Source organism: Mesorhizobium sp. B2-3-4, assembly GCF_006442315.1.
Lineage (GTDB): Bacteria > Pseudomonadota > Alphaproteobacteria > Rhizobiales > Rhizobiaceae > Mesorhizobium.
In genome coordinates this window covers 81,282-94,552 of sequence record NZ_VFVY01000007.1, presented here as the reverse complement: position 1 = coordinate 94,552, position 13,271 = coordinate 81,282, and the positions used below count along the sequence as shown (strand labels likewise).

The 13,271-nt window shown below is 63.8% G+C and carries 13 protein-coding genes; 2 read left to right on the top strand and 11 right to left on the bottom strand.

Annotation, left to right across the window (positions count from 1 at the left end; all coding sequences use genetic code 11):
- The first annotated feature begins 8 nt into the window (after positions 1 to 8).
- Together FJ967_RS12970 and FJ967_RS12965 are read left to right on the top strand one after the other, a co-directional pair.
- Positions 9 to 2,132 (top strand): TonB-dependent hemoglobin/transferrin/lactoferrin family receptor, encoded by a 2,124-nt coding sequence (locus FJ967_RS12970; RefSeq protein WP_140732159.1) that lies wholly within the window; start codon positions 9 to 11, stop codon positions 2,130 to 2,132.
- 2 nt (positions 2,133 to 2,134) lie between these two features.
- Positions 2,135 to 3,220 (top strand): siderophore-interacting protein, encoded by a 1,086-nt coding sequence (locus FJ967_RS12965; protein ID WP_140732157.1) that lies wholly within the window; start codon positions 2,135 to 2,137, stop codon positions 3,218 to 3,220.
- Here FJ967_RS12965 and FJ967_RS12960 read toward each other — a convergent pair.
- The 11 genes from FJ967_RS12960 to FJ967_RS12910 all read right to left on the bottom strand — a co-directional run bounded on the left by FJ967_RS12960 (position 3,181) and on the right by FJ967_RS12910 (position 12,984).
- Positions 3,181 to 3,648: a DUF126 domain-containing protein gene (locus FJ967_RS12960; protein WP_140732155.1), complete on the bottom strand. Its 468-nt coding sequence runs from the start codon at positions 3,646 to 3,648 to the stop codon at positions 3,181 to 3,183. The two genes, FJ967_RS12965 and FJ967_RS12960, sit on opposite strands and share 40 nt — an antisense overlap.
- Positions 3,645 to 4,895, bottom strand: coding sequence for an aconitase X (locus tag FJ967_RS12955; RefSeq protein ID WP_140732154.1), 1,251 nt, complete (start codon positions 4,893 to 4,895; stop codon positions 3,645 to 3,647). The genes FJ967_RS12960 and FJ967_RS12955 overlap by 4 nt, the downstream gene beginning before the upstream one ends.
- A 70-nt stretch (positions 4,896 to 4,965) precedes the next feature.
- Entirely contained in the window at positions 4,966 to 6,033 is a 1,068-nt protein-coding gene (locus tag FJ967_RS12950; protein WP_140732152.1) for an ABC transporter ATP-binding protein, read from the bottom strand.
- Entirely contained in the window at positions 6,033 to 6,821 is a 789-nt protein-coding gene (locus FJ967_RS12945; protein WP_140732150.1) for an ABC transporter permease, read from the bottom strand. The genes FJ967_RS12950 and FJ967_RS12945 overlap by 1 nt, the downstream gene beginning before the upstream one ends.
- Complete coding sequence (locus FJ967_RS12940; protein ID WP_140732148.1) at positions 6,821 to 7,690, bottom strand: ABC transporter permease; 870 nt, start codon at positions 7,688 to 7,690, stop codon at positions 6,821 to 6,823. Before FJ967_RS12940 ends, FJ967_RS12945 begins: the two co-directional genes overlap by 1 nt.
- 64 nt (positions 7,691 to 7,754) lie before the next feature.
- Positions 7,755 to 8,816 carry an ABC transporter substrate-binding protein gene (locus tag FJ967_RS12935; RefSeq protein ID WP_140732146.1) on the bottom strand — a complete coding sequence of 354 codons (1,062 nt, stop codon included), beginning with the start codon at positions 8,814 to 8,816 and terminating at the stop codon, positions 7,755 to 7,757.
- Between the two features lie 41 nt (positions 8,817 to 8,857).
- Complete coding sequence (locus FJ967_RS12930; RefSeq protein WP_140732145.1) at positions 8,858 to 9,835, bottom strand: PfkB family carbohydrate kinase; 978 nt, start codon at positions 9,833 to 9,835, stop codon at positions 8,858 to 8,860.
- The gene (locus tag FJ967_RS12925; RefSeq protein WP_140732143.1) at positions 9,832 to 10,878 is read right to left on the bottom strand and encodes an ADP-ribosylglycohydrolase family protein; all 1,047 of its coding nucleotides are present in this window, start codon (positions 10,876 to 10,878) and stop codon (positions 9,832 to 9,834) included. The genes FJ967_RS12930 and FJ967_RS12925 overlap by 4 nt, the downstream gene beginning before the upstream one ends.
- A 3-nt stretch (positions 10,879 to 10,881) precedes the next feature.
- On the bottom strand, positions 10,882 to 11,607 hold the full coding sequence (locus tag FJ967_RS12920) for a GntR family transcriptional regulator (RefSeq protein ID WP_140732142.1): 726 nt from the start codon (positions 11,605 to 11,607) through the stop codon (positions 10,882 to 10,884).
- A 317-nt stretch (positions 11,608 to 11,924) separates the two neighbouring features.
- Entirely contained in the window at positions 11,925 to 12,089 is a 165-nt protein-coding gene (locus tag FJ967_RS12915; RefSeq protein WP_064983672.1) for a DUF3309 family protein, read from the bottom strand.
- Positions 12,090 to 12,375: 286 nt separating this feature from the next.
- Entirely contained in the window at positions 12,376 to 12,984 is a 609-nt protein-coding gene (locus tag FJ967_RS12910) for a hypothetical protein (protein ID WP_140732140.1), read from the bottom strand.
- Positions 12,985 to 13,271 lie beyond the last annotated feature (287 nt).

Below are 13,271 nucleotides of genomic sequence, written 5' to 3'. Positions count from 1 at the left end.
GGCTTTGCATGAGAACGACGACAAACACGACCTTGATGGCCAGCACCGCGCTCGCCTTCTTGCTCGGCCTTTGCGCCGCGCCTTTCGCCAGCGCGCAGGAGCAGGAGCCGGAGAAAAAGGCCGCCAAGGCCGACCGCCTGGCACCGGCCAATGCGGTGCAAAATCAGCCGGCGACCATGCTCGACGTCATCACCATCTCGGCGACGATGATCAAGACCGCCGTCATCGAATCGATGGCCGCCATCAGCGCCGTCGACCAGGACGAACTCGACCGCATCCAGCCCGACACGGCCGCGGACATTTTCCGCACCACGCCCGGCGTCGCGGCCTCCATGAACGGCGACGATCCCGCGACCGCCATCAACATCCGTGGCCTGGAACAATATGGCCGTGTCGTCGTGACGCTTGACAGCGCCCGCCAGGATTACTGGCGTGTCGGCCACGGCTCGGGCTCCTTCTATGTCGAGCCGGACCTGATCAAGGAAGCCACCGTCATCCGCGGTCCGGTGTCCAACGCCTATGGTTCGGGCGGCATCGGCGGCGTCGTCTCCTTCGAGACCAAGGACGCCGGAGATTTCCTCAAGTCCGGGGAAAGCTGGGCATTGAGCGAGAAGCTCGGCTATGAGGACAATGGCGACGGTTTCACCACCAGCACCACCGGCGCCTACCGCTTCAGCGACGATGCCGACATCATCGGCAACCTCATCTATCGCGACCGCGACAGCTACACCGACGGCAATGGCGACACCGTGCCATGGACCGGCGAGCGGGTGACCAGCGGCTATCTGAAGACGACGCTACGGCCGGCCGACGGCCACGAGCTGAAGCTTGGCGTCATCCTGCAACGCTACAACGACCAGATCACCGGCTCGAGCGGCTCCACCTCGCCGACACTCAGCCGCTACGACACCAACACCACCAACCAGACCTATACCGCCGCCTACACCTGGAAGCCCGACGACAACGACCTGATCGACCTCAGCGCCAACGCCTACCACAACCGTACCCGCGCCGAGCAAACGCAGGTCTGGCCGACCTCCGCGATCGGCAATTTCCGCTTCTACGATGTCGCCACATCGGGTTTCAACGTGAAGAACTCCTCGCGCTTCGATGCCTGGGGCATCGCCCATACGCTGACCTACGGTCTCGACTATTACTATCTCGAAGCGTCCTCGGAAGCGGCGCATTTCGGAGCCGGGCAACAGCAGGGCTATGGCGGCTTCCTGCAATGGCAGGGCGACTACGACAACTGGCTGCAGGTCATCGCCGCCATGCGCTACGACGGCTATGAGCTGGACGGTGAGACCCGCGTGCCATCGCCGCAGCAGGCTTCCATCTCCGGCGACCGCTGGTCCCCGCGCCTGACCGTCGGCGTCACGCCTTTCGAAGGCTTTCAGCTCTACGGCACCTATTCCGAGGGTTATCGGGCACCGGGCCTGCAGGATGTCTTCCGCGGCGGCGGTGCCCATGGCGGCGGCGACAGCTATCGCCCCAACCTGCTGCTGCAACCCGAGACCGCAAAGAACTGGGAAGCCGGCATCAACGTCAAGTATGACGACGTGCTGACGGCCGGCGACCGGGTGCGCGCCAAGCTCAATGTCTTCCACACCAATGTCGAGGATTACATTGACGTCGACCTCACCGTGCTGCCCCGCACGGCGATCAACATCGGTGATGCGCGCCTGAAAGGCGTCGAGGCCGAGATGGTCTATGACTATGGCGCGGGCTTCGTGAACCTTGCCGGCGCGCTGATCGATGCCAAGGTCGTCAGCGGCGTCTATTCCGGCCAGGCGCTGAACAACACGCCGCTCGACCGTTTCTCGGCCACACTCGGCTTGCGCATGCTGGAAGACCAGCTCACCGTCGGCGCGCAATATCTCAGCGTCGGCAAGATCACCCGGACCAGCCGCACCAATCCCAATGCGGTGCCTGTGGTCGATGACGGTTTCGACCTCGTCAACGTCTTCGCCAACTGGACCATCAACGACAATCTCAAGCTCGATTTCGGCGTCGATAACGTCTTCAACACCGCCTACACCGACCCGCAAAGCGCATGGTCGACCACGGCGGCAACGGAACAGGGCAAGGGCCGCACCTTCAAGGTGGCGCTGACCGGCAGGATCGGAGGATAAGGATGAGCCAGACATCGATGCGCGAACTCGCCTGCGAGGCGCGGCTGAAACTGCGGCATCTGCCCGACTACATGGACAGCATCACCGACCGGCTGCAAAGCTTCGAGGCGGATGCGTCCCATCAGGGACAGCGCATCGATTTCCGCTTCGCCTTCGGAGGCGCGTCCATCGACATGGAGCGCCTCGTGATGCGGGCCAACGCCGCCGACCGCGACGGCCTCGCCCGCATCAAGGACCTGCTCGCCACCGCGGTCCAGGTCTATGCCAAGGCGGAAAATCCCGAGATCGTCTGGACCGGCGATCTCTCCGGCGAGACCAGCCTGGCCCAGTTCCGCGAGATGACGGTGACTGAGGTTCGCGACCTCACCGCGCATATGCGCCGCGTCAGCTTCTCCGGCGAGGATCTAGGCCGCTTCGCCAAGTTCGGCGGCATGCATATCCGCATGCTGTTTCCGACCATGGATGTACCCGATCCGCTCTGGCCCGTGCTCGGTGCCAACGGCCTGCCGGTCTGGCCGGCCGATGATCGCAAGCCGGTGGCGCGCGTCTACACGATCCGTGCGCTCGACGTCGCCAAGGGCATCATCGACGTCGATTTCCTGGTCCACCCAGGCGAGAGCGTCGGCTCCGCCTGGGCCATCCAGGCGAAGCCTGGGATGAAGGTCGGCATCATGGGGCCGGTCGGCCGCCCGGTGCGGCAGGCCGAGTGGTATGTCATGGGCGCCGATGAAACCGGCCTGCCGGCCTTGGCACGCCTGCTGGAAACATTGCCCGCCGAGACCAAGGGCGTCGCCTTCGTCGAAATCGCCGACGAGCGCGAGAAGCAGACAATCGACAACGTCACCGGCATCGAACTGCACTGGCTGACGCGGGACGGCGTACCGGCGGGTGAAGACCGGCTACTGACTGAAGCCGTGCGCTCGGTGGCGTGGCCGCAAGACGGTTCGGCTTTCGGCTGGTTCGCGGCGGAAGCTTCCGCCGCGAAGATCGTACGCGAATATTGGCGCGACACGTTGCGGCTTGGCCGAGATCAGACGCTGGCCGCGGCCTACTGGCGGCGCGGTGCCGCCGGGCTGATGGCGGGGTAAGATCTCACGATCGCTCCGCCTTCATCGCCAATGCCAATGACGATGCGCTCACCCGAGACGAAGCTCGCAGTGTCGCACACCGCCAGCGGCATGCCGATCCCGTAGAGAAACTCCGCCACGATGGCGCCCACCGCCAGGATCGGGTCCGGCCGCTCGAGAAGGATGCCGGCCGGTGCCGTACCCCGGCGGATCGCTTCGGCCAGCACGGAGGACGAGGACGAGGAGCCGCGTCCGCTCGGCATCACCAGTATCCTGCCGGCGACGTTCTGGCCAAGGCCAGGATGCGAGTGATCGATGATCTCGCCGCTCTCGGCATCGACGCCGCCCCAGAAACTGAGCGGCTGCGAAAACACCAGCGCCCGCCCCTCGGCGCTGCCGGCCAGTTGAAAGGTCCCAGCTCTTTCGAAGGCTTCCACCAGCCGGGTCATACCGCCCCCCTCACGACATGCCCGACGGCAGCGGAGCGAATGCAGTCCTTCATCTCCGCGAAGGCGACTGACACGCCGATATTGCCCGGTGCGTAATGCGCCCATTTGCCGGAATTGGTCATCACCACGCCGTCGAGCCGTTCGAGGATCGAGGTGACATAGGTGCAGGTGTCGGCGACCGGGATCAAGCCGAATGCTTCCATGCCGAGAAGCGCACCCTCCTCCTGCAAGCGCGTCAGCGTCGCGCGTCCGGTGTTGACGTAGATCGGGATGCCTCTGCCCGGCGCGACCTCACGCAGCATCGGCAACAGACGCATCCATTCCTCATGCGAGAAATGTGGCGTGCCCAGCGAAACGGCCGAAAGCGGCGCACCATCCTGCACACCGGACAGGCTGGCCAGCGCATGATCGATGTCGGCGCGGGTAATGCGTATCGTCTGCTCGGCGGCGCGGCCGTGGAAAGCCTCGTCGAGCGTGCCGGCCTCCGGCGTGATGCCAACCGCATGAAACAGCGCCACGGCCCCGGTCGTCGCCGCCGCAGCGCCCAGCGCCTTCAGGTGATCCTCATCACGTGGTTCCGGCAGGCCCGCGATCACCGGAACGCGGTCGCCACTGGCTTGCCCGATGATCAGCCCGACGCCGACGAACAGGTTGTCGCTTGGCTCTGTCTCGGCGATATCCAGTCCGAACAGGACGCGGCCGCGACGGTTCTCGCTGAGATGCAGGCCCCAGGCCGGTGCACGCCCGGTCATGGCGCAGCACAGGTCGATGAAATCGCCATAGCGGTTGGTGCGCGCGCCTATCACCGAATTGGCGAAGACGATGGCATTGGATTCGCCCCAGGCGATCTGCTGGCCGAATTCAGGCCGGAAGCGGGTCTGATAGGGTGCGCAGGTGAAAGTCGCCTGACAGCCGAGCTCCAGATGCGCCTTCATCAGCCGCCGCGCCGGAGCCTCTTCGTTCGAAGGCATCTTTACCATGCCGGGATGGATGAGGTCGAACGAGCCGACATTGAGCGTCGTCGGCACCTGGACACGCCCGCCGCCCTCGACCAGCCGCTCGACGAAATCGAGCCCGGCCTTGCCGTGGTAGAGGCAGCCATCGATATGGGCGCCCGATATGTCGAGCAGGCTTTCGGCGCCGACCGCATTGGAAAACGCGACCAGGATCTTCATGGCAGCGGCCGCGGATGGGCCTTGCCCGCCGTCGAGCATGGATTGGTCGCGTGCGGTCAGTTCCAGGGTCATCACAGCTCCGGACTTTCGTCCGGCTATGCGTTCCTCATTGTCCGTCGTCTGGCAAGAGCCGAAACGTGGATCAGCCAGCCGCCGCGATCAACACCGTGCTCTCGGGCGACCAGCGCAACACCACATCCTGCCCTTCCGCCAGCCGGTCAAGACCAGTGTTCTGAACGATGACCTTCAGCGTCTGGCCGGCGCGATCGACAAAATAGGTGCTGTTGTTGCCTGCGAAGATTCGTTTCGACACCTGACCGCGCAGGACATTTGCATCGCCGTCCGTAGCTCCGGCATCGGTGGCAATTTGGATGCGTTCGGGGCGCACGGCGCAGCTCGCCTTGGCGCCGGCGGCGAGCCTGTCTCCCACCCCAGCGGCAATCGCCGTGCCATCCGGCAGACGGATACCGTTGGCGGTGGCATCGCCGCGAAAGATGTTGGCGTCGCCGAGGAAAGTGGCGGCGAATTCGCTTTTCGGCCGGTCGTAGATTTCCTCCGGCGGCCCTTCCTGCACCAGCCTGCCGTCACGCAGGATACCGATGCGGTCGCTCATCGTCAGCGCTTCTTCCTGATCGTGAGTGACGAAGATGGTGGTGATGCCGATCTCGCGCTGGATGCGTTTCAACTCGATCTGCATGTCGACGCGCAGCGCCTTGTCGAGCGCGCCGAGCGGCTCGTCCAGCAGGAGCACGCGCGGCTTGGTGACGATGGCGCGTGCCAGCGCAACACGCTGGCGCTGGCCGCCGGAGAGCTGATGCGGTCGCCGTCCGCCGAGCTTGCCCAACTGCACGAGATCGAGCGCGCGCTGCACTTCCGTCGCGATAACGGCCTTTGCCTCGCCGCGCACCGAGAGGCCGAAGGCGACATTGTCGGCGACGCTCATATTGGGGAACAGCGCATAGTTCTGGAACACCATGCCGATGCGCCGTTTTTCGACCGGCACCCGCTCGACACTCTCGCCGCCGATCGAGATACGGCCGCTGTCGGGAAAATCGAAACCGGCAATCTGCCTGAGCAGCGTGGTCTTGCCGCTGCCCGATGGTCCGAGCAGCGCATAAAAGCCGCCATCGGCGAAATCGATGGAGACATTGTCCAGCGCCTTGTGCGCGCCGAAACGGCGCGAGACTTCAGATACGGTGACGCCGGCCATTATTTCTCTCCACCGAATTTGAAGAAGCGCGCCGTCAGCAGCATCAGCGCCATCGACACGACGATGATGATGGTCGACACCGCATTGATCTCGGGCGTGAAGCCCTTGCGGATCGCGGCGTAGATTTCGACCGGCAGCGTCGTCTGCCCGGGCGTCGACAGGAAATAGGAGACGACGAACTGGTCGAAGGACACCGCGAAGGCGAACAGCCCGCCGGCGATGACGCCGGGCATGATCCATGGCAGTGTGACACGCGCCGTCACTTGCCACTGGTTGGCGCCGAGCGAGCGCGCTGCCTCTTCCAGTTCCGGCGCGAAGGTCTGCAGCCGCGCCGAGACGACGACGATGACATAGGGCAGCGCCAGCGCGACATGGCCGAGGAGTATGGCGAACAGACCGCGCCCGATGCCGACGCCGAAGAAGAAGATCAGCATCGCCGTGCCGGTGATGAGCCATGGAATGGCGATAGGCGGAAACAGCAGCGCCTGCAGCAGTTTCTTGCCGCGGAATTCATAGCGATAGAGCGCCAGTGAGGCCGCCGTGCCGAGCACCACGCTGATGATGGTGGTGATGACCGCGATCTCGAGGCTGTTCCAGGTCGCCGAGATCAGTTGGCCGTTCTGCCAGAGCGATTGATACCAATCGACAGTCCATTCGAACGGCAACTGGTAGAAAGGCGAGGCGTTGAACGACATCAGCGCCATGATGATGATGGGCAGATAGAGGAAGGCGAGCAGCATGAAGACGTAGAGGCGGCCAAGCCCTTCGAGGATCCGCGTCGTCGCCATCACGTCGCCCTCCGCAGCACCGGCGAAGCGACCGCCAGGATGACCAGAACGACGGCAAGCAGGATGAAGGACAGTGCCGCGCCGAGCGGCCAGTTGAACACGGCGACGAACTGGTCCTCGATGACAGTGCCGTAGAATGTGCCGGTGCGGCCGCCAAGGATGCGCGGCTCCATGAAGGAGCCGACGACGGGCACGAAGATCAGCGCCGCGCCGGCCACCAGTCCCGGCATCGACAGCGGGATGATCACCCGCTTCAGCACCTGTAGTCGCGAGGCGCCAAGCGAGCGCCCGGCCTCGATCAGCGAGTCGTCGATCGCCTGCAGCGTGAGATAGCAGGTCAGCACCATATAGGGCACGTAGGAGTGCACCAGCCCGATGATCACCGCCGGATAGGAATACATCAGATCGATGTTGATCTTGAACGGCAGCACGGCGTTGAGCGCCGTGTCGAGGATTCCGCCCTCGCGCAGCACCATCGCCCAGGAGAAGATGCGCACCAGCCCGTTCGACCAGAACGGCAGGATGACCAGCAGGAAGATCGCCTCTCGGCTGCGCCCCTTGAGCACCTTGGCCAGCACATAGGCCGCGGGATAGCCGATGACGATGCACCACAGCGTCACTTCCAGTCCAAGCCTCAGCGAGGCCAGCAGCAGGGTCAGATACAGGCTCTGCGAAAAGAAGGCGGCGTAATTGCCAAGCGTAAACGCCCACGGCTTTCCGGTCAGCGGCAGGTCGGTCATGAAGGAGAAGAAGACCATTGCCGACAGCGGCAGGAAGATCGCCACAGTCAGCCAGAGATAGGCCGGCGCCAAAAGCGGCAACGCCTTTCTCAGCCCGCCGCGCGCCGCGACCGCGCCGTGTGCCGCCATGCTACCCTCCTCCCCAGGATTGAAGACCAGCCGGCGCCAACCGCCGGCTGGTCCGGACATGAGCCTACTTCACATCGACCTTGAGCTGCTGCCAGAGCGCCAGATAGACTTCGCGCTGCGCGTCGGTGATCGGCGCCTGGAATTGGATTCGCTTGGCGACCTCGGGATCACCCATCACCTTGCGGTTGAAGGCATCCTCCGGTAGCGCTTCCACCGCCTTGGTGTTGGCCGACACCGGCGCGCCGACCTTGGTGACCCATTCGACATAGAATTTCGGGTCGATCATGTAGTTGATGAAGGCCTCGGCGCCGCCGACGTTCTTGGAACCTACTGGAATGGAGAAGGCGTCCAGCCAGGCGACGGCGCCCTCCTGCGGGATGACCAGCGAGACCGGCAGCTTGAAATGCGTCTTGGCGCGGTCGGCCGAGCCGCTCCAATAAGTGCCGATGTCGATCTGGTTGGAGGCGACCATCTGGTTCCAGTCGTTCTCCGAGCTCCAGAAGGTCTTGATCTGCGGCATCAGCGACGTGAGCTTGGTCTTGACCGCGTCCATATCCTTGATGTCGTTGATGTTCTGGCCGGTGGCGATGGCGCCGAACTGCACCGCCTCGACGGCGTCGTCGCGGATGACGACGCGGCCCTTGTGCGCGGGATCCCACATTTCAGCGATCGACGTCGGCGCCTTGTCGAAGGATTTTTCGTTGATGGCGAGCGCCGTCAGCCCCCACACCCACGGCACGCCATAGACCTTGCCATCATGGTCGAGCATCGGCGATCCGGCCTTGTCCTTGCTGATATCGGCATAGTTCGGCAGCTTGGAGGTATCGATCGGCTGGATCAGCTTTTCCGCCATGGCCTGGTCGTTGAAGGCGGCGTTGATCATGACCACGTCGTAAAGTCCCGGATTGGTCCGGATCTTGGTCAGCATTTCCTGTTCGGAATTGAAGAAATCGTTGATGACCTTGTTGCCGGTCGCCTTTTCGAAAGCCTCGACGGCCCACGGCTCGTCGGCGCCGTAACCTTTCCAGTTGAGCACATGCACCTCGCCGGCTTGGGCGGTAAAGGCAAATGCGGAGGTGAAGACGGCGGTCGCCGTCAATAGAGCAGTCAGGTCAGGCATGCGCATGGATGTGTTCCTCTCTTTGGTTTGCCCGCTTCCCGGGCTTGTCAGGCTGTCTGATGGGCCTTCCGCGTCTGGCCCGGCGCGCCGGTCAAAGCGGCCTGGCTCAGAAAAGTCTGGATCTCAGCGTCGGTGGGCGCCGATGAGCCGCCATGGCGTGTCACCGAAATAGCCGCCGCCGCATTGGCATAGATGGCCGCCTCGAAGGGAGGCACGCCACGCGCCAACGCGCTGACGAAGGCGCCGATATGCGTATCGCCGGCGCCATTGGTATCGACGGCCGCCACATTAAAGCCGGCGACGGCCCGTGCCGTGCCGTCGGCCAGCCGGACCAGACATCCTCCTGCTCCAGCCCGGATAACGACGCCATCGGCCTTTGGGCAATGATCCCTCAGAAGCCTCGCCGCGAGCACTTGCGCGTCGCCGGAGCCGGCAATCTCAGCCGCTTCCGTCGTGTTGCAACTCAGCCAGGTCGTGCGGGCGAGCACGCGATCGAGAATGGCACGCGGAATGTCTGAAATGACAGGCGTCGGATCGAAGACGAAGGGAACGTCCGCCGGCAACGCCTCGATCCAACCCGTCAGTGCATCGCGGCTTCGGGGATAGCTCAGCGTGTAGCCCGACGTGAACACCCAGTCCTCGGGCCTGGTCACCACCGGCGCCATCATGTCGAGGCCAAGAACGCTCTCCGCGCCCGGCCACGAAACGAACGTGCGTTCGGCATCGCTCGAGATCATGGCGACGCAATTGCCGCTGTCCATGACCGGCGATGGCGGCGTCAGCGTTTCGATACCTTCGGCGGCGAAAGCGGTACGCAGGAAGTCGCCATTCGGGCCGCTGCCGAGCTGGCCGCCAAACACCACCTTCATGCCGGTGCGCGCCGCAGCCGCCATCATGTTGAAGCCGCCCCCCGCAAGCTGCGCATAGCTTGACGCCGTCTTCTCGGTACCGGGCGCAGGCAAGGCATCGATGCGGTAGACATAGTCGACCACCGCGCTGCCGACATGGACGAGACGCCCGCTCATGCCGCATCCTTGCCGGATCCGGCCTTGCCGACGTGACCGTTTGACATCCGCGCCGCGACAAGGTCGGCGGCCAGCGCCCGAACCTGCTCCATGTCGATACCCCTAAGGCCGACGATGCGATCCTGCGGCAGGCGTGAAAAGCCGGTGCAGGCGCCAGCCATGCCGGCCGCGATGGCGCCGATCGTGTCGGTGTCGCCGCCGAGATTGGCGCTGATTTCAGCCGCTCGCCACGGATCGCCGCCGGCGATTTCCAGCACCGCGAACGCCGCCGGAACCGATTCCTGGCTGGCAACGCCCGTACCGACCAGGTCGGTAATCAGCCGGATCGCATCCCTCTTCAGTTTGCCGCGCACCAGATCCTGCGCCCAGACGATGCGCGCGGCGATGTCGCCGCCGGTTACCCAGTGGCCGAGCGTCGCTCCGCGCCGCGCCGCCGCGACCGCGCTGTCGCATGCCGCGCGCCAGTCGCCGCCGGCAACACCACGGCTCACGGCGGCGGCAACGGCCGCGGCGGAGGCAATGGCGATCGACGTGTTGTGCGTCGCCCGGCAGGTCTCCGCCACCTTGGCCACGAATGCGTCGAGCGGCTGCAGCGGCACCATGATGCCAACCGGTGCGATGCGCATGGCCGCGCCATTGGTGTCGCCGCTACGCCCCGCCTCCTCCGCCGGCACGCCATTGTTGATGGCGTCGATGGCACGCTTGGTCGACGGCCCCAGGAGATCGTAGCTGCCACGCGCCTTGACCTCGCGCTCCCAGTCGAGCAGCGCGTTGACCCAGCGCCCATGGTCGAAGCGATCGCCTGATTCGATCAGGATGCGGCCAAGCAGCAATGCCTGTTCGGTATCGTCGGTGATGGTGCCGGCCGACAGTCCCTTCGACACCGGATGATCGGCGAAGGGCGCGACGAAATCCTCGACATGGCCGTAGAGTTCGGCAATACGGGCCGGCGACAAAAGCTGGGTCGGCATGCCGAGCGCATCGCCCAGCGCCCCGCCGACAAGCGCGCCGATGGCACGATCAAGCGTTATGTTGTCCGGCATCGCTCAGAACCTCATATGCAGCGCGAAATGAGCGGGATTGAGCAGGCTGGTGACATATTCGATCGGCCTCTCATCGGCCGCACGCGTCAGCCGGCGGCCGCGCAGGAACGGGGTGCCCTGTGGGCAGCCGAGAATGGCGGCGTCATCGGCGTTCAGCATCTCGATATCGACCCACTCCTCGCCGTGGTCCGGTATCAACCCTGCCCCGCGCAGCGTCTGGTGGAGCGAGCCCTCGCGCAGGCCACGCAGCGGCACGTCCTCCAGCTCCGGCGACAGCGGCAAGCGGCTGCGTTCGATGGAGATTGCGTGACCGTCGCTGGCATTGGTGCGCACCCGGTCGACAGCGATGAAGAACGGGCTCTCGACGTCCAGCAAGGTCGCCAGGTCGGCATCCTCGATGACCTCCAGCCGCAGCGTTCTTGTTTCCGCATTGGCGCCCGCATTAGCCAGCGCCCTCGACCAGCCGATGGCGTCATCGACCGGCTTGCCATCAAAGGTGACGAAGGAGCCGATGCCGACCTTGGTGGTGATCAGTCCGCGGCTGGAGAGTTCCTCAAGACCCTTGCGGACGGTATTGCGGCTGACGGAGAAGCGCTGAACGAGTTCATTCTCGCTTTGCAGGCGGTCGCCGAAACCCAGGACGCCGGAGCGAATTTCATGTTCGAGAACTATGGCGATCTGCTCGGGCTTGCCCGTGCCTGGAGACAGTTGAACCGCCCGCCGCTTCATATGCGTACCTGTTCATTGAACCTGTATGATCCTGTTCAATATATTGGCGCGCGAATTCTGTCAACGAGCCCTGGCGGTGCGTTTCGCGACGGTCGGATAGGAAAAAGAAAGCCCGCTCCGGGAAACCGGGGCGGGCCTTGGAGGAGGATGAAGGGGTGGGACCCTCTCCTCTTGTTTCCACGGGGGGTGTGGACCGCAATCACCATACGTGAGTCCGGCAAAATGCCTGATCACAAGCCGGCTTGCTTTCATCACGATCCGGTGCGCTCCCGTCTCAACACCCTCACGAGATCGCGACTATCCTGCGATCGAGGCCGCTAGATGCGCCCGAGCACGACAAGGATGATGATAATCAACAGGACGAGGCCAAGCCCGCCACCGCCATAGTAGCCTGTGCCGTAGAACGGACCGCCGCCAAGACCGCTGAAGCCGCCGAGCAGCGCAATGACAAGAATGATGATGAGAATGGTGCCTAAGCTCATGATTTCCCGCTCCGTGGCGCTGACGCCGGTTGAACATCGCTACATGCGATGTTCGAAGAACGTCCGAGCAGCATTAGCGTTCCGCCGATCCTGGCTGGCGTTGCGCGCAACCGGAGCTGCGCCGGCAAATCAATAATATCCCACCCGCCCTCAACGGGAATGCAGGCAACCGGGCTAGGCCCATGATGCAGAAAGCCCGCCACAATGGCGGGCTTTCCGACCGGCCGGAGGCCAGGAGAGTGCGGTCAGAGCCTCACGGCTGGTTCCGCAGCCTCATCCTTCAGCCCTAGCGGCGTGCGATCAGCAGGCAGAGCTGGCGCAGGTCCCGGTCATAGGTGCCTTCGCTGCTGAGGACGTCGACGCAGCGCTTCTTCATGCGCGCCACCTGGCCATCCGACATCTGCGCCACCGCACCCGGAATGCCAGGGCGGCTGGGATTGGACGGGTTGCTCGGGTTCGACGGGTTGCTGGGATTGGTCCCGTTGCCAACACCTACCCCGACGCCGACACCAATGCCGCTTGTGCCGCCGCCATTCGCGCCAAGTCCGGCGCTGATGCCGCCTGTTCCACCAACATTGGCGCCGAGGCCGGCGTTGACGCCATTGCTGCCACCAACCGATGCGCCGAGCCCGGCGCTGACGCCGCGAGAGCCACCGACATTGGCGCCGGCCCCGGCATTGACACCACCGCTGCCACCGACCGATGCGCCGGCGCCGGCGCTGATACCGCCACCGCCACCGACGGAAGCGCCAACGCCGGCATTGACGCCGCCGCTACCGCCAACCGAAGCGCCGACACCGACGCCAAGACCCGCGGCGCTTGCCGGCAAGGAAAGGACGACGACCATTGCACTGCTTGCCAACACATTGGCGACTGTTTTGATCGTAAAAGCCATAACACTCTCCTGTTGTAGTTGCGCTAAGACAGTCGGCACACGGCCGATTGCAGAACTAACTACGCAGAAGACGAATTCCAGTTTCACAGAGAATGATGCTTGCAAAGCTGATGGTTTTTATTAGAAAAATACAGTTGAGATAAAAATAATAAATGTATATTACCCTTGTAAAAAATATTTTTCCGACAACATCAATATTATCGATTTAATGATGGATTTCAATAAAAAAACGTTTTTATGATTTGGCACTCCCTATGGTGCCGACACTTACCTGCATCGGTGGACGA

Excerpts from the sequence above, each read along its gene's own strand:
- FJ967_RS12955 (WP_140732154.1), bottom strand. The coding sequence starts at position 4,895 with ATGACCCTGGAACTGACCGCACGCGACCAATCCATGCTCGACGGCGGG.
- FJ967_RS12950 (WP_140732152.1), bottom strand. The coding sequence starts at position 6,033 with ATGGCCGGCGTCACCGTATCTGAAGTCTCGCGCCGTTTCGGCGCGCAC.
- FJ967_RS12940 (WP_140732148.1), bottom strand. The coding sequence starts at position 7,690 with ATGGCGGCACACGGCGCGGTCGCGGCGCGCGGCGGGCTGAGAAAGGCG.
- FJ967_RS12930 (WP_140732145.1), bottom strand. The coding sequence starts at position 9,835 with ATGAGCGGGCGTCTCGTCCATGTCGGCAGCGCGGTGGTCGACTATGTC.
- FJ967_RS12925 (WP_140732143.1), bottom strand. The coding sequence starts at position 10,878 with ATGCCGGACAACATAACGCTTGATCGTGCCATCGGCGCGCTTGTCGGC.
- FJ967_RS12915 (WP_064983672.1), bottom strand. The coding sequence starts at position 12,089 with ATGAGCTTAGGCACCATTCTCATCATCATTCTTGTCATTGCGCTGCTC.
- FJ967_RS12910 (WP_140732140.1), bottom strand. The coding sequence starts at position 12,984 with ATGGCTTTTACGATCAAAACAGTCGCCAATGTGTTGGCAAGCAGTGCA.
- FJ967_RS12935 (WP_140732146.1), bottom strand. The coding sequence starts at position 8,816 with ATGCGCATGCCTGACCTGACTGCTCTATTGACGGCGACCGCCGTCTTC.
- FJ967_RS12960 (WP_140732155.1), bottom strand. The coding sequence starts at position 3,648 with ATGACCCGGCTGGTGGAAGCCTTCGAAAGAGCTGGGACCTTTCAACTG.
- FJ967_RS12920 (WP_140732142.1), bottom strand. The coding sequence starts at position 11,607 with ATGAAGCGGCGGGCGGTTCAACTGTCTCCAGGCACGGGCAAGCCCGAG.
- FJ967_RS12970 (WP_140732159.1), top strand. The coding sequence starts at position 9 with ATGAGAACGACGACAAACACGACCTTGATGGCCAGCACCGCGCTCGCC.
- FJ967_RS12965 (WP_140732157.1), top strand. The coding sequence starts at position 2,135 with ATGAGCCAGACATCGATGCGCGAACTCGCCTGCGAGGCGCGGCTGAAA.
- FJ967_RS12945 (WP_140732150.1), bottom strand. The coding sequence starts at position 6,821 with ATGGCGACGACGCGGATCCTCGAAGGGCTTGGCCGCCTCTACGTCTTC.